This is a genomic window from Roseateles sp. GW823-FHT07B05 (genome assembly GCF_058794515.1).
The window spans coordinates 145,766-164,445 of the sequence record NZ_JBXAGX010000005.1 but is presented as its reverse complement, the minus strand read 5'-3'; the positions used below and the strand labels follow the sequence as shown (position 1 = coordinate 164,445).

Genomic DNA, 18,680 nt, shown 5'->3' with positions numbered 1-18,680 from the left:
ACGTGTCTGACCTCTTTTCGGCCGCCCTCCACCATTGCTCCCGCGCCGCTGGCTGGCCTTTGCGCCTGTGCTGGCGGCTGCTGCGTTGGGCACTGCTGGCGCTGGCCCTTGTGTGGGGCCTGGGCGTGGTGGCTTGGGCGGTGTTGCACTGGGCCATTCTCCCGCACGCCAACGAGTGGCGTCCCTGGCTGGAAAAGGAAGCCTCAAAGGCGCTGGGGGTAGAGCTGCGCATCGGCCGCATCACGGTCGAGTCCGGCGGCTGGATGCCGCGCATGGAACTGGGCGACGTGCGCGTGCTGGACGCCACCGGCCGCCCGGCGCTGACGCTGCCGCGCGTGTCGGCCGTGCTGTCGGCGCATTCGCTGGTGGTGCTGCAGCCGCGCTTCTCGCAGCTGCTGGTGGACGCGCCCGAGCTCGTCATCCGCCGCGACGCGACGGGCCGCATCTTCATCGGCGGCCTGGGGCTGGACGACACCCAGCGCGCCGACACCGGCACCACCGACGCCGGGCTGGACTGGCTGTTCAGCCAGCCCGAGCTGGCCATCATGGCGGGCCGCGTGCGCTGGATCGACGAGAAGCGCGCCGACGCCCGGCCGCTGGAGCTGTCGGACCTGAACTTCATCCTGCGCAACAGCCTGCGCCGCCACCAGCTGCGCCTGGACGCGACGCCGCCGGCCGACTGGGGCCAGCGCTTCTCGCTGCGCGGCAGGTTCACGCAGAGCCTGCTGAAGCGCCCCGGCGAGTTCGCCCACTGGAGCGGCGAGCTGTACGCCGAGCTGCCGCGCGCCGACCTGCGCCAGCTGCGCCGCCACGTGGAGCTGCCGTTCCAGCTCAGCGAGGGTGACGGCGCCGTGCGCGCCTGGGGCCAGATCAAGGACGGCGAGCCGACCAGCGCGACGCTGGACCTGGCGCTGCGCGCCGTGCGGCTGAAGCTGCTGGACTCGGCGCCCGAGCTGGACCTGGACCACATCGAAGGCCGGCTGGACCTGGCCCGCTCGAAGGACCGGCTCAGCCTGCAGGCGCACCAGCTGGGCTTCGTCAGCGGCGACGGCGTCGCCTGGCCACGCTCGGACTGGGGCGTCAGCCTGCAGCTCGGCAAGAACGACGAGGTGCTGGGCGGCGAGGTCAACGCGCAGCGGCTGGATTTCGCGCTGATGGCGCAGATCGCCCAGCGGCTGCCGCTGGGCCAGCGCGCCCACCAGCTGCTGGGCGAGCTGGAGCCGCGCGGCGTGCTGACGGCGCTGGACGGCCAGTGGCAGGGCGCGCTGGACGCGCCGCGCAGCTACCGCGTCAAGGCGCAGCTGGACGGCCTGGCGCTGGCCGCCAAGCCCGCCGAGCAGGACGGCCAGCTGGGCCGCCCGGGGCTGAGCGGCGCCAGCCTGGCGCTGGACGCCAGCGAGCGCGGCGGCTCGGCCCGGCTGGCCGTGCACAACGGCGAGGTCGAGCTGCCCGGGCTGCTGGAAGACCCGCGGCTGCCGATCACGCGACTGGCCACGCAGCTGACCTGGCAGCTGCCCCAGCGCGGCGCCAGGACACCCGGCGACGTCGAGGTCAGGCTGCGCGACCTGCAGCTGCAGACGCCCGACCTCAGCGGCGAGTTCGATGTCACCTGGCGGCGCCCCGCCGGCGCCACGACGGCCGGCTTCCTGGACCTGACGGGCCGCGCGCCGCGCGCCGACGCCACCCGCGTGGCGCGCTACATCCCGCAGCGCCTGCCCGCCACGCGCAGCTACGTGAGCCGCGCACTGCTGGGCGGCGAGGCGCGCAACATCCACGTCAGGATCAAGGGCGAGCTGGCGGACTTCCCGTTCGACCAGCCCCGCTCGCCAGGCCAGTTCCGCGTCTCCATGCAGGCCCAGGGCGTGACGCTGGCCTATGTGCCGCCCAGCGACGTCGGCACCAACTGGCCCGTCATGGAGGGCGTGGACGCCGAAGTCGTCTTCGAGCGCGGCGGCCTGCAGATCAAGGACGGCCGCACCCGGGTGCTGGGCTATGAGCTCGTCAACGTCAACGGCGGCATCAAGGACCTGCACCACGGCCGCGTGCTGCAGCTGGACGGCACCGGCCGCGGCCAGGGCGCCGACCTGCTGCACTTCGTGCGCGGCTCGCCGCTGGACGAATGGCTGGGGCGCTCGCTGAGCACGGCCTCGGCGCTGGGGCCGGTGGGCCTCAAGCTGGGCCTTGCCATCCCGCTGGATGACACCAGCCAGACCACGCTGAAGGGCCAGCTGCAGCTGGGCGGCGTGGACCTGAAGCTGCGCCCCGAGCTGCCCTCGCTGGGCGGCACGCGCGGCCGCATCGACTTCGACCGCCGCGGCCTGCAACTGGCCGGCATGACGGCCCGACTGCTGGGCGGAGATGCCGGCCTGGAGGGCGGCACGCAGCGCGACGGCAGCCTGCGCTTCGCCGTGCAGGGCCAGGCCACCGCCGACGGCCTGCGCCGCGCCGCCGAGCTGGGCGCCGTGACGCGGCTGGCCCAGGCCGCCAGCGGCCAGACGGCCTACCGCTTCCAGCTCGCCGTGCCCAAGGACGGCCAGCCCGAGCTCAGCGTGTCCAGCACGCTGCAGGGCATGGCGCTGGACCTGCCCGCCCCGGCGCGCAAGGAGGCCGACGCGGCGCTGCCGCTGCGCCTGCTGATCTCGCCGACGGGCACGGGCCGCGACGAGATCCGGCTGGAGGTGGGCACGGCCGGCGCACCGCTGCTGCAGGCGCAGCTGCAGCGCGACGTGTCGGGTGCAAGCTCGCAGGTGCTGCGCGGCGCGCTGGCCGTGCAGGACAAGCTGCCCGCCCTGCCCGCCACGGGCGTGCTGCTGCAGGCCAACGTCGCCACGCTGGACCTGGACGCCTGGCAGCAACGCCTCGCCGCGCTGGGCGGCGCGCCCGGCGACGGCGAAGGCGGTGACGGCGGCCTGCTGCCCAGCCAGATCGGGCTGCGCAGCCAGGCGCTGAAGGTGGGCGGCCGCCAGCTGGGCCGCGTGGCGGCCACGGTGGCGCGCGACGGCGCCACCTGGCGGCTCAATGTCGACGCCGAGCAGCTGACCGGCCGCATCGAGCTCAAGGGCGTGCGCGGCAGCCAGGTGGACGCCGTGCAGGCGCGGCTGTCGCGGCTGTCGCTGCCACGCTCCGAGGCCGAGACCGTCAGCGAGCTGATGGACCCCGGCAAGGCCAGCGCGCTGCCGTCGCTGGACATCGAGGTGGACGACTTCGAGCTGCGTGGCAAGCGCCTGGGCCGCCTCGAAGTGCTGGCGCAGGCACCCGCCGCGGCGCGTGACTGGAAGCTGGAGAAGCTGCAGATGCGCTCGCCCGACGCGACGCTGACGGCCAGCGGCCGCTGGGGCGGCACCGGCATCGACCCCGGCACCGGCCACCGCCGCACGCAGCTGGACTGGCAGCTGGACATCGCCGACGCCGGCAAGCTGCTGGAGCGGCTGGGCCAGGGCCAGGCCTTGCGCGGCGGCAAGGGCCAGCTGGCCGGCCAGGTGGGCTGGGACGGCTCGCCGCTGGCGCCGCACTACGCCAGCATGGCCGGCGCGTTCAACATCCAGCTCGACACCGGTACCTTCTTGAAGGCCGAGCCCGGCGTCGGGCGGCTGCTGGGCGTGCTCAGCCTGCAGTCGCTGCCGCGCCGGCTGCTGCTGGACTTCCGCGACGTGTTCGCCGAGGGCTTCACCTTCGACGGCGTGACCGGCGACGTGAAGATAGCCGGCGGCATCGCCCGCAGCGACAACATTCGCATCCGCGGCCTGCAGGCCGCCGTGCTGGTGGAGGGCAGCACCGACCTGGCGGCCGAGACGCAGAAGCTGCGCGTCGTCGTCGTGCCGGAGGTGTCGGCCGGCGGCGCGTCGCTGGCCTACGCGGCCATCAACCCGGCCGTGGCGTTGGGCGCCTTCCTGGCGCAGATGATCCTGAGCCGGCCCATGTCCGCGGCCAGCACGCGCGAGTTCCACATCACCGGCACGTGGGACGACCCCAAGGTCGAGAAGGTGGAAGGCCCGGCGGCCAAGGCTGCCAGCGCCCCGTAGCCCCCGCTCAGCGCGGCGCGGCCTCCAGCGGGCGCAGAGGCAGCCGCAGCCCGGTGTAGCCGCGCAGCTGCGCCAGCGCAGCCTTGAGCCCCGGCTCGGCCGTGAACAGCGCGTCGAAGCTGCCATCGGCCGCGGCGAGCTGCAGCCCGCGAAGCAGCCGCGCGGCCAGCTGCGGGCGCTCACGCGAGACGAAGAAGTACAGCGGCTGGCGGTACTGCAGCGCCACGCCCGGCAGCTCGGCGAAGCCCAGCTCGCGGTGCCGGCCCAGCTCGAAGTCGATCTCCTCGCGGGTGCGCGGGATGAAGTCGAAGCGGCCGGCCTTGAGCATGAGGAACAGCGCCTCGAACTTGGTCGTCGTCTCTACCGCGAAGCCGTTGGCGCGCAGGATCTGGGTGTCGCTCCAGAACGTGCCGGCACCGGCGCGCAGCTGGCGCAGTCCGGCCAGCGAGCGCAGCCCGCGCAGCCGCGGCAGGTCGGCCGCGCGCACGAGCAGGAAGCGCAGCTCGTTGGTGCCCTTGAGCAGGTTGAAGCGCACCGGCAGCGCCGCGGCTTCGCGCTCCGGCGTCGTGGTGCTCCACAGCAGGTCCAGCTGGCCGTCCTGCAGCATCTGGCGCAGCCGCTCACGCGGCAGGTCCGGCGGCGCGAGCACCAGCGTGGGCGGCGGCTCGCCGTCGGCCGTGCGGGCCAGCGCCAGCTTCAGCACCTCGATGAAGAACTGCCCATGCCCGCTGTAGGTCTGGGCATGCGGCAGGCGCAGTGTCAGCGGCGCGCCCGCCGCACCGGCCGGCGCCAGCGCGGTGGCCAGGGGGAGCGCCAGGAGCTGGCGCCGCAGGCGGGAGGGGCACGACATCTCCGTCCGATTTTCGGTCGGCGCCCGCGGCAGCCGCGTGACATCCTTCTCGCACCGCGAGGCGCGGGCGCTAGCATCGACCCTATGAAGATCGCCGCCCTCCAGATGGTCTCCGGCCCCGACCTGGCCGCCAACCTCGCCACCGCCCGCCGGCTGCTCGAATCCGCTGCCGCCCAAGGGGCGGCGCTGGCCGCGCTGCCCGAGTATTTCTGCCTGATGGGCCACCAGGACACCGACAAGCTGGCCGTCGCCGAGACGCCCGGCCGCGGCCCCATCCAGGCCATGCTGGCCGGCGCCGCGCGCGAGCTCGGGCTGTGGATCATCGGCGGCACGCTGCCGATGCAGGCCGCCACGACGGACCGCGTGCGCAACACGACGCTGGTGTACTCGCCCGCCGGCGAGGTGGCGGCGCGCTACGACAAGATCCACCTGTTCGCCTACGACAACGGCCGCGAGAGCTACGACGAGGCGCGCGTGCTGGAGCCGGGCAGCCAGCCCACCGTCTTCGACGCCGGCGGGCTGCGCACCGGGCTGTCGGTCTGCTACGACCTGCGCTTCCCCGAGCTGTTCCGCAGCTACAACCCCTGCGACCTGATCGCCGTGCCGGCCGCGTTCACGTACACGACCGGCGAGAAGCACTGGGAGCTGCTGCTGCGCGCCCGCGCGGTGGAGAACCAGGCTTATGTCATCGCGCCGGCCCAGGGCGGCCGCCACGAGAACGGCCGCCGCACCTGGGGCCACAGCATGGTGGTGGACCCCTGGGGCGAGGTGCTGGCCGTGGTACCGGAGGGCGAGGGCATCGCGCTCGCCGACGCCGACCCGGCCCGCCTGGCCCAGGTACGCCAGCAGTTGCCCGCGCTCGCGCACCGCAAGCTGTGACCGCGACGGCGCAGCCGCCGCGCGGCACGGCCTGGCTCATCGGCGCGTTGGTCGCGCTGGCGCTGTTCGGCAACTACTACGTCTACGACTCCATCGGCCCGGTGGCCGACCTGCTGCAGAGCCAGCGCGGGTTCAGCGACAGCCAGGTGGGCCTGCTGAACGCGATCTACAGCCTGCCCAACGTCGTGCTCATCCTCGTCGGCGGCGTGCTGGTGGACCGCTTCGGCGCTGCGCGCATGACGCTGTGGACGGCGCTGGTCTGCCTGGCCGGCGCGGCGCTGACGGCATTCAGCCCCGACTTCTTCGGCATGGCCGCGGGCCGGCTGCTGTTCGGCATCGGCGCCGAGACCTTCAGCATCGCGACGCTGGCCGCCATCGCCGACTACTTCGGCGGCCGCAGCCTGGCCTTCGCGATGGGGCTGGCGCTGGCCATCGGCCGGCTGGGCTCGTTCGGCGCCGACATGTCGCCGACGTGGTTCGCTGGCGCCTACGCGCAGGGCTGGCAACCACCGCTGGCCATCGCGGCGGGCGTCGCGGCGACGTCGCTGCTCGCATCGCTGGCCTATTGGTGGCTGGACCGCGGCCCGCGCCGCGCCGGCCTGCTGCCCACCGGCGCCAAGGCCGAGAAGTTCGTCTGGCGCGACCTGCTGCACTTCGGCCGCGCCTACTGGTACCTGCTGGCGCTGTGCGTGCTGTGGTATTCGGTGATCCTGGCGTTTCGCAGCACCTACTCGATCAAGTACTTCCAGCATGTGCACGGGCTGGACCTGGCCGCCGCCGGCCAGATGAACAGCTACGTGTTCCTGGCCGCCGTGTTCGCGACGCCGGCCTTCGGCTGGCTGTGCGACCGCCTGCGCCGCTACGCGCCCTTCCTGGCGTTCGGCGCGCTGCTGCTGCCCATCGCGCTGGCCGTCATGGCCCTGGCGCCGTGGAGCCTGTGGGTGTCCACGGCGCTGATCGGCGTCAGCTTCTCGCTGGTGCCGGCCGTCATGTGGCCGCTGGCCAGCCGGCTGGTGGTGCCCAGCCGCTTCGGCACCGCCATCGGGCTGATGTGGGTGGCGCAGAACGCCGGCATCAGTGGCGCCAACCTCGTGGCCGGCTGGCTCAACGACCAGGCCGGCGCCAGCGCAGCCAACCCGGCCGGCTATGGGCCGATGATGGCGTTCTTTGGCACCGCCAGCCTGCTGGGCTTTGCCTGCGCGCTGCTGCTGTGGTTCACGGCGGGGCGCCGCCACCACGAGCAGGAGCAGGCGTCTAGGGACGCAGCGTGACCAGGTCGCGCAGCAGCAGGCCGATGTTGGCCCGCAGCGTGCGCTCGTTGGCGATGCGCAGCCGCTCGGACGGCGACACGACGGCCTCGGTGAAGCCGGCTTCCTCGGCGTTGGCGATGCGGCGCTGGTACACGACCCGGCCGCTGGCCGTGTCCACCAGCGTGTAGCGCACGGCCGCGCCGACGGTCACGGCCAGCGCCGGCACGGTGGGTTGCGCCAGTTCCAGCAGTTCGGCACGCAGCTCGAAGCGCGCCGGCGGCTCGGGCGACGGCGGGCGCATGCCCACCGCGTACAGCGATTCCTCCAGCGCCTGCTGCAGCGCCGTGGCGCTGACCTTGGAACCCCACCAGCGGCCGGTCTCCAGGCCGCCCTGCACGGGCGCCAGCGCGACCTGGGCCTTCAGCGCGTCCGGCACCCAGCCGCGCACCTGCAGCGCCTCGGCCGGCGTGACGACCATCGGCAGCGGCTGGCTGGGCGTGCCGCAGCCGGCCAGCAGGGCGGCCAGCAGCACGGCGGGAATCAGGGCACGGCGGAACATGGGTGCCCGCATGCTAGGCCCGCGCGGCCCCGGCATGGCCGCGAAAAGCAGCGGCCGGGCGGGGCTTTTCAGCGCTCGAGCGCTCCGAGCGCCGCGATCGCCTCCAGCACGCCCCGCACCTTGAAGGGCTTGAGCAGCAGCCGGGTGACGTCCAGTTCCTTCAGCCGCAACGCCAGCTCCACGTCGCAGGCGCTGGCCATCGCCACGACGGGCAAGCCGGTGGGCTGGGGCCACTGGCCGGTGCGCAGGCCCTGCAGCAACAGCAGCGCCGCGCCGTCGTCGTCCAGCGCAATCAGCAGGCCGTCGAAGCGCTGCTCACCCAGCAGGCGGCCCGCCAGCGCCGTCGTCGCGGCTTCCTGCACCTCGGCCAGGCCCATCTGGCGCGCCATCGTCGACACGGTGCGGCGCAGCACGAACTGGGGCTCGACGATCAGCAGCCGCCCGCTGGCGGCGCGGTCGTTCACGCCGCCTCTCCGCGCCCCAGCAGTTCCGCCACGGCCAGGTCGCGCAGCGTGCCGAGGACGGCGTGGTCCATCGCATCCAGCTCGCGCGGCCGCGTGTCGATGAGGCACAACGTGCCGACGCGCGCGCCGCCTGGCAGCACCAGCGGCGCGCCGAGGTAGAAGCGGATGTGCGGCGCGCCGAGCACCAGCGGGTTGTCGGCAAAGCGCGGGTCCAGCGCGGCGTCCACGATCTCGAACAACGCGTCCTGCTGGATGGCATGGCCGCAGAAGGAGATGTCGCGCGCGGTCTCGCAGGCGTCCATGCCGACACGAGCCTTGAACCACTGGCGCTGCCCGTCCACCAGCGTGATGAGGGCTATGGGCACGTCGAACTCGCCGGCCGCGAACTGCACGAGGCGGTCAAAACGCTCCTCGGGCGGCGTGTCCAGGATGAGCAGCCCGCGAAGGGCCTGCAGGCGCGCGGCGTCGTCGGCAGGGATGGGGGCGGGCAGCATGGGTGTCGTCGCTCTCCGTCGTGCGAGCGGTCAGTGTAGGCACGCGGGCAGATTTGTCACGGGCAGAATGGGCCGATGAACACCCCCGTGCGCCTGGTCGGCGCCAGCATCCAGACCGAGCTGCCCGTCGTCATCGCCGAGCTAGGCCCCATCGCCGACCGCCTGCAGCTTGCGCGCGAGGCGATTGACGAGCTGCGCACCAGCCACCCGCAGTCGCCCGACTCCAACGTCAAGGCGACCTACATGAGCCCGTGGAAGAGCCACCTGCTCAACGCCAAGTTGCTGCCGCTCTGCGCCAGCGTCGTGGAGATCGCGCGCGCCGCGGCGCCGGCGGCCTGGTCGGGCGACCTCACCGCGCTGGGGCTGGACATGCTCGTCACGCACTGCTGGGGCGCCATCTACGAGCAGGCGGACTACACGGCCCCGCACAACCACTGGCCGGCCGACCTGAGCTGCGTCGTCTACCTGGAGGCCGAACCGGGCTGCGCGCCGCTGGTGTTCTCCAAGACCAGCGCCTACCAACCGCAGCCGGGCACGCTGGTGATGTTCCCCGGCATCGCGATGCACGAGGTGCCGGCAACGCCGGGCCGGCGTGTGGTGGTCGCGATGAACCTGTTCAAGCAGCTGGCGACGGGTCCTGCGGCGGCAGCGGCAGGCTGAGCCGCGCGCGCAGGCCCGGCCCGCCATGGGCGTCCAGCAGCACCAGCTGGCCGCCATGGCGAGTTGCGATGTCGGCCGCGATGGCCAGGCCCAGGCCGCTGCCGGCGCCGCTGGCCTTGTCGCCGCGGCGGAAGCGCTGCATGGCCGCCGGCCGGTCGGCCGGCGCGATGCCGGGGCCGTTGTCCTCCACCTCCAGCCAGGGGCCGTCGGCGTCAGTGCCGCAGCGCACCGTGATGCGCGCGCCCGCGCCGGCGTAGCTGACGGCGTTGTGGATGAGGTTCTCCAGCGCCTCGCGCAGCAGGAAGGCGTGGCCCAGCGCCGGTGCCTCGGCCAGCTCGAAGCCCAGGTCAACGCCCGACGGCAGGCTGCGGTGGGCCCAGTCCTGGCCGCTCTCGGTGGCGATGTCGCGCAGGTCGATGCGCTGGCCCACGTCCACACTACGGTCCTCGGCGCGCGCCAGTGACAGCAGCTGCTGCGCCAGCCGCGCGCTGCGCACGACGCGCAGGCGCAGCCGCTCCAGCAACGGGTCCACGCGCTGGTCATGCGGCTCCAGCATGGCCAGTTCGATCTCGGTCTGCAGCGAGGTCAGCGGCGTGCGCAGCTGGTGGGCCGCATCGGCCAGGAACTCGCGCTGCGCACCGGCCGCGCGCGACAGGCGCTCGAACAGCCGGTTGAAGGCCGACTGCAGCGGCACCAGCTCGCGCGGCAACCGCGCCGTCAGCGGCGTGAGGCGGTGCAGGTCGCGCCGCTCCAGCTCGGCACTTAGCACCGTCAGCGGTGTCAGTCCCTGGCGCACGGCCCACCAGCTGGCCAGCGCCAGCAGCACGGCCAGCGCACCGCCGTTCAGCGCGACGTAGGTGGCGATCTCGCGCTGCAGCGCGTCGCGCTTGTGCAGCGTCTCGGCCACCAGCACCTGGCAGGCGCCGTCGCCACAGTCGCGCCCCAGCTGCACCAGGCGCAGCTCGCGGTCGCGCAGCCGCACATCGCCGTAGTAAGCGCTGCCCGCTGCCTGCGGCAGCGGCCGCGGCTGCAGCTCCGCCAGCCCCGCATCGCCCTGCAGCAGTTCGCCACGCGGGCCCAGCACCAGGTAGAACACGTCGTCCTGACGGTCGAAGCGCAGCGCGCGGTCCATCGTGGCGCTGATGTCGATGCTGGGCGCGCCGCTGCGCAGGTCGATCTGGCCGGCCAGCGTCAGCGCGGTGTCCTCCAGGCCTTCGTCCAGCCAGCTCTGCGCGCTCTGCTGCACCTGCTGGTACAGCGCCGCGCCCAGCGCCGGCAGCACCACCAGCAGCGGCAGCATCAACCAGACGAACAGCCGGCGCTGCAGGCTGGAGCGCGGCCGGTCAGCCACGGTCACCCTATTTCTTCGAGGAGGTATCCCAGGCCACGCACGGTGCGCAGCTGCACGCCGCCCGGCTCGATCTTGGCGCGCAGGCGCGACAGGCAGACCTCGATGGCGTTGTCGCTGACGCCCTGGTCCCACGCGTTGCTGGCCAGCGCGATGTGCTCCTTGGGCACCACCTTGCCGGCGCGCGCCATCAGGAAGCCCAGCACGTCCCACTCGCGGGCGGACAGCGCCAGCGGCTCGTCCTCGATGTAGGCGCGGCGCGCCTCCTGGTCGATGCGCAGGCGGGCCAGCTGCAGCTGGTTGCTGGTGCGGGCCTGGCTGCGGCGTACCAGCGCGCGGGCGCGGGCCACCAGCTCGGTCAGCGCGAAGGGCTTGACGAGGTAGTCGTCCGCCCCGCCCTCCAGGCCGCGCACGCGGTCCTCGACGGCGTCGCGCGCGGTCAGGATCAGCACCGGCACGGCCAGCCCCTCGGCGCGCACGCGGCGCAGCGTCTCGAAGCCGTCGATGCCGGCCAGGCCGATGTCCAGGATCAGCAGGTCGTAGGCGTCCTCGCGCAGCGAGCGTGGCACGGGCTCGCCACGGGCCGTGCAGTCCACCACCCAGCCCTGCGAACGCAGCGCGCGGGCAGTGGTTTCGACAAGTTGTTCGTCGTCTTCAACGAGCAGGATGCGCATGGCGGCAAGTATGGCGCGAGACGCCGGCAGGCGCTGACGCCGGGCTGTCGGCCGCCGACAGCCCGCGGCAAGCCACGCCGCCACCACGCCGTCAGCCGGCCTAACGCGCCGCTATGCTGGTGCCACCCCCTGCTGCTTCCCGCCCATCGGTCCTGCCATGCACCTGCCTTCGCGCCTTGCCCTGATCACCCTGTGGCTGCCCCTGCTGGCGGCGGCCGCGCCCGCCGCGCCGCAGGCGCCCGTGCGCGAGGCGGAAGGCGTGCAGGAGTACCGGCTGCCCAACGGGCTGCAGGTGCTGCTGATCCCCGACGCCACCAAGCCGACGATGACGGTCAACGTGACCTACCGCGTCGGCAGCCGCCACGAGGGCAGCGGCGAGACCGGCATGGCCCACCTGCTGGAGCACCTGGCCTTCAAGACCACGCGCCAGCACGCCAACGTCGGTGCCGAGCTGTCCAAGCGCGGCATGCAGTTCAACGGCACCACGAACGTCGACCGCACCAACTACTACGAGACCTTCCCGGCCGACCCGGCGACGCTGCGCTGGGCGCTGGCGATCGAGGCCGACCGCATGACCGGCGCCCAGGTGCTCAAGCGCGACCTGGACACCGAGATGACCGTCGTGCGCAACGAGATGGAGGCCGGCGAGAACAGCGCGATGGGCATCCTCGTGCAGCGAACGCACGCCGCGGCCTACCAGTGGCATGCCTACGGCCGCAGCACCATCGGCGCGCGGTCCGACGTCGAGAACGTCGACATCCCGCGCCTGCAAGCCTTCTACAAGCGCTACTACCAGCCCGACAACGCGACGCTCATCGTCGCCGGCGCGTTCGACCCGCAACGCACGCTGGCCGACGTGCGGCGGCTGTTCGGCGCGCTGCCCCGGCCCACGCGCCCGCTGTCGCCCACCTACACCGTGGAGCCGGTGCAGGAGGGTGAGCGCCTGGTCACGCTGCGCCGCGTCAGCGCCCAGCAGGGCGTGCTGGCGAGCTATCACATCCCGGCGCTGGCCAGCCCCGACTACGCCGCGTTCGAGGTCGCGGTGACGGCGCTGTCCGACACGCCCACCGGCCGGCTGCACCGGCGCGCCGTCGAGCCCGGCCTGGCGGCCCAGGCCTTCGGCTGGGCCGGCCGCACGGCCGAGCCGGGCCTGCTGAACCTGGGCCTGGCGCTGAAGTCGGACAACGACGTGGACCGCGCGCAGCAACTGCTGGTCGACACCGTGGAGGGGCTGTTGAAGGACCCGATCACCGCCGAAGAGCTGCAGCGCGCGCAGACCCAGTGGGCCAAGAGCTTCGACGAGCTGCTGGCCAACCCGCAGCAGCTGTGCGTGGAGCTGTCCGAGGCCATCGCGGCCGGCGACTGGCGTCTGCTGTTCCAGCTGCGCAACCGCGTCGAGGCGGCCACGGTGGACGGCGTCAACGCGACGCTGCGGCAGTGGCTGCTGCCGAGCAATCGCACGCTGGGCCGGCTGTACGCCACCGCCACACCCGAACGTACGCCGCTGGCCCTGCCCGTGCCGGCCGCCGAGGCGCTGAAGGATTACGTGCCCAAGACCGCCGTCAGTGCCGGCGAGGCGTTCGACGCCAGTCCCGCCAACCTGGACCGCCGCACCGAGCGGCTGCAGCTGGCCAACGGGCTGCGGGTGGCGCTGCTGCCCAAGCGCTCGCGCGGCCAGACGGTGGAGCTGTCGCTGGCGCTGCACTACGGCACGCTGGACGGCTTGCGCGGCAAGCGCACGGAGGCGGCGCTGCTGGGCGAGGCGCTGCCGCTGGGCACGGCGCAGCGCACCCGCGCGCAGCTCAGCGACCGGCTGGACCAGCTCAAGACCCGCCTGGCCGTCAGCAGCGACGCGACGCGCGGCCTCAACGTGACGCTCAGCAGCCGCCGGCCCCAGCTCGTGGAGGCGCTGACGCTGATGGCCGAGGTGCTGCGCGAACCCAGCTTCCCGCCGGCCGAGGTGGAGCAGCTGGTGCGGCAGAAGCAGGCCAGCCTGGAGGAATCGGCCCAGCAGCCGCAGGCGGTGGCGTCGCAGCGGCTGCGGCAGGCGCTGAGCGCGGACCTGCCCGCCGACGACCCGCGCCGGGCGCGTAGCTTTGCCGAGGCCATCACCGCGTTGAAGGCGCTGCGGCCCGAGCAGTTGCAGGCCTTCCACCGCGCGCTGGTGGGCGCCAGCGACGGCGAGCTGGCGCTGGTGGGTGACTTCGACCCGGCCGAGGTCAAGCCGCTGCTGGCGCGGCTGTTCGGCGGCTGGGCCTCGCCCCAACCCTACGAACGGCTGCCCGACCCGCTGCCCAAGGCGCAGGGCCTGGTGCTGAACGAGGCGCTGAAGGACAAGGCCAACGCCATGGTCTTCGCCGGCCTGAAGCTGCCGCTCAGCGACGGTGACGCCGACTTCCCGGCACTGCGCATCGCGGCGCATGTGCTGGGCGCCAGCGGCTTCGACTCGCGGCTGCTGACCCGGCTGCGCCAGAAGGACGGCCTGTCCTACGGTGTGGCCGCCTGGTTGAACGCCTCCAGCTTCGAGGCCCACGGCGAGCTGGGCTGGGCCGCGATCTTCGCGCCCGAGAACCGCGCACGCGTGCAGGCGGCGCTGGACGAGGAGCTGGCCCGCCTGGTGCGCGACGGCATCACGCCGGCCGAGCTGGAGACGGCCAAGCGCGCCATGAAGGCCGAGAACGACACCTGGCGCGCGGAGGACAACGCCGTCGCCGGCGCACTGACCGACCAGCTGCAGCGCGGCCGCCAGTTCGCCTGGGATGCCGAGCACGAGGCCCGCCTCGCGGCGACGACGCTGGCGCAGGTGAATGCGGCCATCCGCCGCTGGATCGCGCCGGGCCAGGCCAACTGGTCGTGGGCCGGCGACTTCGACAGGAAACCGGCCGCGAAGTGACGCGAGGCGTCAGCCGCCGCTGCCGAACTCCTTCAGCAGCAGGCGCAGCCGCTTGCGCCCGTCGCTGTTGGTGGTGCGGTAGGTCTTCAACGCCAGCGCCAGGAACTGCTGCTCGGCCGGCGTGAGGCCGGTGGGCTCGCGCTCCTCGTCGATCCAGCCGGCCGGCTTGTCGCAGTGGTGCTCGATCTGGCGCGCCAGCTTGTCGCCGATGGGCCGCGCGCCGCTCTTGGCCATGGACCACGTCGCCCCGCTGACGCCGATGCGCGCCGCCCACGCGGCCTCCAGGCCCTTGGGCGGATCACCCGCGGTGATGCGGGCCTCGGCAAAGGTCTGGAACAACGCGAGCGCGTTGAGCCGGCGAATGGTGGCGGGGCTGGACACGGCTTGAGGTGGAAGGCGGAGTGTTGTGAAAACACTTCACACTCATTCTAGGTGGTCGACTGCGCTTGACCGCGGCGTGAACATTTTTAACAATGCATGGATTCGCTCAAAGCACTTGAGCGCCCACGATCAACCCCAACCGACGACCGAACCGCTTTCGCCCTCCGCCATGAACCGCCCTCTCGTCACCGTCATTGCATTCACAGGCTCGCAGAGCCTGTGCGGCGACGCACGCATGGCGCAGGCGCAGGGATGGCAGCTGGCGGGCAAATTCGCCCCGGTCGCCTATGCGCATGACTCCGGTCGTGAGAGCCATGACATCCATCCATCGGGTGAAGGACCCGGCTGACGCCGACCTTCCACGCTCATTCGAGGCCCGGTTTCCGCAAGGAACCGGGCCTTTGTTTTTCCGGCCGATCAACGGCCACAGCGACGGGGCTGCCCCGTTGCCGCTGCGCATGCGCAGCGCCTGCTCTTTCACAACTCGCATCGATGGCAGCGCCGGCACTACGGCCAGCACTGCGATCAACAACTGGCAGGCGCCGAGTCATGCACTCGGCTGCCCTGCCCCATCTCGGGTGTGCCCACGCACAAGCACCGGCCGGCCCGGTGTGCATGTGCGCTCGGGCGGCCGCCTGTCGCGTGCAGCGACGCATCTCCGGCTTGCGCAGGCCGGCCGCGTCGCGTGTGGACACAGCCGAGATGGTTTTCCATGGCCCCGTTGGACTTCCGGTGAGGTCCTCAGCCCTTCAAGCTGAAGAGGCGGGTTCAACTCCCGCACGGGGCACCAATCCCCTTGGTCATTGGCGCAACTGGCAGCGCTGCGGTTTCCAAACCCGAAGGTTGCAGGTTCGAGTCCTGCATGGCCAGCCAATCAACGAAGCCCCTTGGCGAACTCACGCTTCGAGGGGCGCAAACCGGCCGCAACGATTGGGCGGCGTCGGAACCCGTCACCGACAACCTTTTCATCCACCGTGCCCAGCCCAAGGAAAGGAGGCCGCCATGCACGACGTCTTGCAACTGGACATCACCGGCCAGCCCCAGGCCTGGATCTCGGTGGAGCACGCGGCCTGCCTGGTTGCCACCGGCGCCGTGGTCTGGTTCGCCGGCGACCGGCCGCTGGCCGTGCTGCGCGGTGGATTCAACAGCGCCACGGGCCGCCAGTCGAGGCTGGAGGTGCCGGCCATCGTCGCGCTGCGCGGCGCGTCTCGCGTCAACCTGTTCGAGCTGACGCCGGTCTACGGCAAGGCCAAGGTGCTCAAGCGCGACCGCTGCACCTGCGCCTACTGCGGCCAGCGCTTCGAGGCGCGCGTGCTGACGGTGGACCACATCGTGCCGGCCAGCCGGGGCGGCGCGCTGAGCTGGATGAACACGGTCGCGGCCTGCCGCGCCTGCAATGCGCGCAAGGCCGCCCGCACGCCGGACGAGGCCCGCATGCCGCTGCTGTTCGCGCCGTTCGTGCCGAGCCGCTTCGAGGACTTCCTCCTCAAGGGCCGGCACATCCGCGCCGACGTGCACGACTGGCTGGCCGCGCGCCTGCCGAAAGGATCTCGCCTCAGCTGAGGCGGCAACGAATCTGCCGAGGAAGGCGAAGCGCTCACAGGTCGGGGTTCCCACGCCTCACCGGTGCGCCGGGACCGGGTCCGCCCGTCGTCCGGGCGTATGCCGCGCCCGCCGGAATCGCGGATAGCCCGTGAAGCAGGGTTGGGCCGCAAGGCCTTGGGTTCGATTCCCATCTTCACGACCACTTGGATAGCTCAAGCGGTAGAGCAACGAACTCGTAATTCGTGTGTCGTGGGTTCGACTCCCACTCCAAAACCTTGCATTTCCCATGCAGGAAGCAACGGTCGCAAGACCACCCCGCCGAACGTGCGCCCCGGCCCCGGCCGGATCGCGCATCAGCGGCCCGCGCTCGCGCGCCGGGCAAGCGGGGCCCCGTATCCACGGCCAGCCGGGAGCACCTTCAGGGAGGAGGCGCTCGACGCGCACCGTGGCCCCCGGGGCCCAGGCATCCGGCGTCCGCACGGGTCGCTGTAACGGCACCCTATGGAAACGCAGACCCAGCCCTGCCGCACGCATCGCATCCCCGCTTTGGGCGAGCCGCGGCGTTGCGAATCCTCGCCATGGCACACGCCATGGCTGCGGTTCGCGCCTTGCGGCCCTTCCCAAATCGGGGCGCGCTGCATGGCGGCAGGACCGAGTCTGCATTTCCCCAACACGCGTCACCACAAGGAGAACACCATGACGATCAAGCGTGTGACTGTGAAGAAGAACGAGCGCGGCCTGCTGCTGCGCAATGGCGATTTCGAGCGCGTGCTGCAGCCCGGCACGCACTGGCTGTTCGCCGGCCTGGACACGCTGACCGTCGAGCGCTTCAACCTCGGCGCGCCGGTCTTCGTGCACCCGCTGACCGACTACCTGATGGCCAGCGAGCCGGCCGTCGTCGACGCGCACTTCCTGCGCGTCGAGCTGGGCGAGCACGAAGCCGGCCTGCGCGCCGAGAACGGCGTGCTGGTCGAGGTGCTGCCGCCCGCCACGCGGCGCCTGTACTGGCGCGGCCTGGTGGACGTGCAGGTCGACGTGATCGACCTGCGTGCGTCCGCCGAGCTGCCGGCCGACGTTGCGGCGCGCTTGGCGCAGCCGCAACTGCGGCCGCGCGCGGTGACCGGCCTGGCCGGCGTGCTGCAGGTCGAGGTGCCGGAAGCCGGCGCCGGCCTGCTGCGCGTGGACGGCCAGTTGGTGCGGCTGCTCGAACCCGGCGCGCATGCGTTCTGGAAGTTCGGCCGCAACGTCGCGGTGGATCTGGTGGACCTGCGGCTGCAGGCGCTCGAAGTCACGGGCCAGGAAATCCTGACCCGCGACAAGGTCGCGCTGCGGCTCAACCTCTCGGCGACCTGGCGCTACACCGACGTGCTGCGCGCGTTCGAGCAGCTGGCCAAGCCGGCGGACCACCTCTACCGCGAGCTTCAGTTCGGGCTGCGGGCGGCGGTGGGCACCCGCACGCTGGACGAGCTGCTGGAGAACAAGTCGGTCATCGACGAGGTCGTGACCGCTCACGTCAGCCCTAAGCTGGCGGGCCTGGGCCTGCAGCTGGACGGCGTGGGTGTGAAGGACATCGTGCTGCCGGGCGAGATGAAAACCATCCTGGCCCAGGTGGTGGAGGCCGGCAAGGCCGCTGAAGCCAACGTGATCCGCCGCCGCGAGGAAACCGCGGCGACGCGTGCCCTGCTCAACACGGCCAAGGTGATGGAGGACAACCCCGTCGCGCTGCGCCTGAAGGAGCTGGAAACGCTGGAACGCGTCGCCGAGCGCATCGACAAGATCTCCGTGTTCGGAGGTCTGGACCAGGTGCTCAACGGGCTGGTGAAGCTGCGTTGAGTGCCGCCCCTGCCGGTTCGCCGGCAGGGGCTCTCAACCCAAGGAGACATCATGACTACGCCTGCATTGCACGCCGCAGTCGAACGCGCCTACGAGGTGTTTAAAGCCAGCAAGGCGCCTTGCGGACCTCTCAACGTCTGTACGTCCTGCTGCATGCCCGACGAACTCGAACGAGAGATGCGGGCGCTGCCTCTGCGCAAGATCAGCACACGCCACTTCTACGAATACTGCAATGGCGCCATGGGCGATCTGGTGCAGCCGGCAGAAGAAATCAAATACCTTCTGCCGCGTTGGCTGGAACTCCTGGCCGCCGGCGAGGAAACGCATCTTTCGCCTGAGCTGGCCCTGGACCGCGTGGGCCGCTGCCCCGCAGGTTCGTTCAGCTCAGAAGAGAACGACGTCCTCGACGCATTCATGCTCGCGTACTTCGATCACCAGCTGAACGGTGGCGGCTTCTGGGGCTGGTCGTCCGATCCGCTGTCGCTGCTGATCATGGCGGACGCAGGCGAGCGCGCCGTGCAACCACTGCTTCAACATTGGTTGGCGCATCAGAGCCCTGTATCGACGGCGCAGTTCGTTCGTAGCACGTACTGGGATTTCTGGCCGAAGTTCCGGCTCAGTAGTGCGTTTGCGGAGGACCGTCCGGCGCTGCAGGCGACTTTCAAGACCTGGATCCTGGCGCCCAACACCCAAGCGGCCTTCATCGAGAAGCTGCATCACCCTGAATTCATTGCCCAAGTCGATCAAGTCCCCGCACAGGGATGCATGCCGTTTTCACTGATGGTGGACGCGGTGCTCGACAACCTGTGGCACAACTGAAAGAACAAA

At 71.9% G+C, this 18,680-nt stretch carries 16 protein-coding genes and 2 tRNA genes; 11 read left to right on the top strand and 7 right to left on the bottom strand.

Annotation, left to right across the window (positions count from 1 at the left end):
• Positions 1 to 2: 2 nt before the first annotated feature.
• The gene (locus AC1Q7O_RS13165; RefSeq protein WP_492659654.1) at positions 3 to 4,022 is read left to right on the top strand and encodes a YhdP family protein; all 4,020 of its coding nucleotides are present in this window, start codon (positions 3 to 5) and stop codon (positions 4,020 to 4,022) included.
• A gap of 7 nt (positions 4,023 to 4,029) precedes the next feature.
• Here the strand turns inward: AC1Q7O_RS13165 and AC1Q7O_RS13160 are convergent, their stop codons facing one another.
• The gene (locus tag AC1Q7O_RS13160) at positions 4,030 to 4,872 is read right to left on the bottom strand and encodes a substrate-binding periplasmic protein (protein ID WP_492659655.1); all 843 of its coding nucleotides are present in this window, start codon (positions 4,870 to 4,872) and stop codon (positions 4,030 to 4,032) included.
• An 84-nt stretch (positions 4,873 to 4,956) separates the two neighbouring features.
• Here AC1Q7O_RS13160 and AC1Q7O_RS13155 point away from each other — a divergent pair, with 84 nt between their 5' ends.
• Together AC1Q7O_RS13155 and AC1Q7O_RS13150 are read left to right on the top strand one after the other, a co-directional pair.
• Entirely contained in the window at positions 4,957 to 5,751 is a 795-nt protein-coding gene (locus AC1Q7O_RS13155) for a carbon-nitrogen hydrolase family protein (RefSeq protein ID WP_492659656.1), read from the top strand.
• Positions 5,748 to 7,022 carry an MFS transporter gene (locus AC1Q7O_RS13150; RefSeq protein ID WP_492659657.1) on the top strand — a complete coding sequence of 425 codons (1,275 nt, stop codon included), beginning with the start codon at positions 5,748 to 5,750 and terminating at the stop codon, positions 7,020 to 7,022. The genes AC1Q7O_RS13155 and AC1Q7O_RS13150 overlap by 4 nt, the downstream gene beginning before the upstream one ends.
• Here the strand turns inward: AC1Q7O_RS13150 and AC1Q7O_RS13145 are convergent.
• The 3 genes from AC1Q7O_RS13145 to AC1Q7O_RS13135 form a co-directional block, all read right to left on the bottom strand.
• Complete coding sequence (locus tag AC1Q7O_RS13145; RefSeq protein WP_492659658.1) at positions 7,006 to 7,560, bottom strand: hypothetical protein; 555 nt, start codon at positions 7,558 to 7,560, stop codon at positions 7,006 to 7,008. The two genes, AC1Q7O_RS13150 and AC1Q7O_RS13145, sit on opposite strands and share 17 nt — an antisense overlap.
• Before the next feature lie 68 nt (positions 7,561 to 7,628).
• Complete coding sequence (locus tag AC1Q7O_RS13140) at positions 7,629 to 8,024, bottom strand: ANTAR domain-containing protein (RefSeq protein WP_492659659.1); 396 nt, start codon at positions 8,022 to 8,024, stop codon at positions 7,629 to 7,631.
• The gene (locus AC1Q7O_RS13135) at positions 8,021 to 8,518 is read right to left on the bottom strand and encodes a GAF domain-containing protein (RefSeq protein WP_492659660.1); all 498 of its coding nucleotides are present in this window, start codon (positions 8,516 to 8,518) and stop codon (positions 8,021 to 8,023) included. Before AC1Q7O_RS13135 ends, AC1Q7O_RS13140 begins: the two co-directional genes overlap by 4 nt.
• A gap of 75 nt (positions 8,519 to 8,593) precedes the next feature.
• Here AC1Q7O_RS13135 and AC1Q7O_RS13130 point away from each other — a divergent pair, with 75 nt between their 5' ends.
• Positions 8,594 to 9,178, top strand: coding sequence for a 2OG-Fe(II) oxygenase family protein (locus AC1Q7O_RS13130; RefSeq protein WP_492659661.1), 585 nt, complete (start codon positions 8,594 to 8,596; stop codon positions 9,176 to 9,178).
• Here the strand turns inward: AC1Q7O_RS13130 and AC1Q7O_RS13125 are convergent.
• Both AC1Q7O_RS13125 and AC1Q7O_RS13120 read right to left on the bottom strand, forming a co-directional pair.
• Positions 9,135 to 10,535, bottom strand: coding sequence for a sensor histidine kinase (locus AC1Q7O_RS13125; RefSeq protein WP_492662708.1), 1,401 nt, complete (start codon positions 10,533 to 10,535; stop codon positions 9,135 to 9,137). The two genes, AC1Q7O_RS13130 and AC1Q7O_RS13125, sit on opposite strands and share 44 nt — an antisense overlap.
• Complete coding sequence (locus tag AC1Q7O_RS13120) at positions 10,532 to 11,200, bottom strand: response regulator (RefSeq protein ID WP_394514023.1); 669 nt, start codon at positions 11,198 to 11,200, stop codon at positions 10,532 to 10,534. Before AC1Q7O_RS13120 ends, AC1Q7O_RS13125 begins: the two co-directional genes overlap by 4 nt.
• Before the next feature lie 157 nt (positions 11,201 to 11,357).
• Between AC1Q7O_RS13120 and AC1Q7O_RS13115 the strand changes: the two genes are divergently transcribed.
• Positions 11,358 to 14,093: a M16 family metallopeptidase gene (locus AC1Q7O_RS13115; protein ID WP_492659663.1), complete on the top strand. Its 2,736-nt coding sequence runs from the start codon at positions 11,358 to 11,360 to the stop codon at positions 14,091 to 14,093.
• A gap of 9 nt (positions 14,094 to 14,102) precedes the next feature.
• Here the strand turns inward: AC1Q7O_RS13115 and AC1Q7O_RS13110 are convergent, their stop codons facing one another.
• Entirely contained in the window at positions 14,103 to 14,474 is a 372-nt protein-coding gene (locus AC1Q7O_RS13110; protein WP_492659664.1) for a hypothetical protein, read from the bottom strand.
• Positions 14,475 to 14,643: 169 nt separating this feature from the next.
• On the opposite strand from AC1Q7O_RS13110, the gene AC1Q7O_RS13105 reads away from it, so the two are divergent.
• From AC1Q7O_RS13105 to AC1Q7O_RS13080, 6 genes are all read left to right on the top strand, one after another.
• The gene (locus AC1Q7O_RS13105; protein WP_492659665.1) at positions 14,644 to 14,823 is read left to right on the top strand and encodes a hypothetical protein; all 180 of its coding nucleotides are present in this window, start codon (positions 14,644 to 14,646) and stop codon (positions 14,821 to 14,823) included.
• A gap of 366 nt (positions 14,824 to 15,189) precedes the next feature.
• Positions 15,190 to 15,264 (top strand) — tRNA-Glu (locus AC1Q7O_RS13100).
• Between the two features lie 7 nt (positions 15,265 to 15,271).
• Positions 15,272 to 15,347: transfer RNA gene (locus tag AC1Q7O_RS13095), tRNA-Trp, on the top strand.
• 129 nt (positions 15,348 to 15,476) lie between these two features.
• A complete protein-coding gene (locus tag AC1Q7O_RS13090; RefSeq protein WP_492659666.1) occupies positions 15,477 to 16,037 on the top strand; it encodes an HNH endonuclease in 561 nt (186 codons plus the stop codon).
• A gap of 678 nt (positions 16,038 to 16,715) precedes the next feature.
• Positions 16,716 to 17,852, top strand: a complete 1,137-nt coding sequence (locus AC1Q7O_RS13085; protein WP_492659667.1) for a slipin family protein — start codon at positions 16,716 to 16,718, stop codon at positions 17,850 to 17,852.
• A gap of 51 nt (positions 17,853 to 17,903) precedes the next feature.
• Positions 17,904 to 18,671 (top strand): hypothetical protein, encoded by a 768-nt coding sequence (locus AC1Q7O_RS13080; protein ID WP_492659668.1) that lies wholly within the window; start codon positions 17,904 to 17,906, stop codon positions 18,669 to 18,671.
• The last annotated feature ends 9 nt before the right edge of the window (positions 18,672 to 18,680 follow it).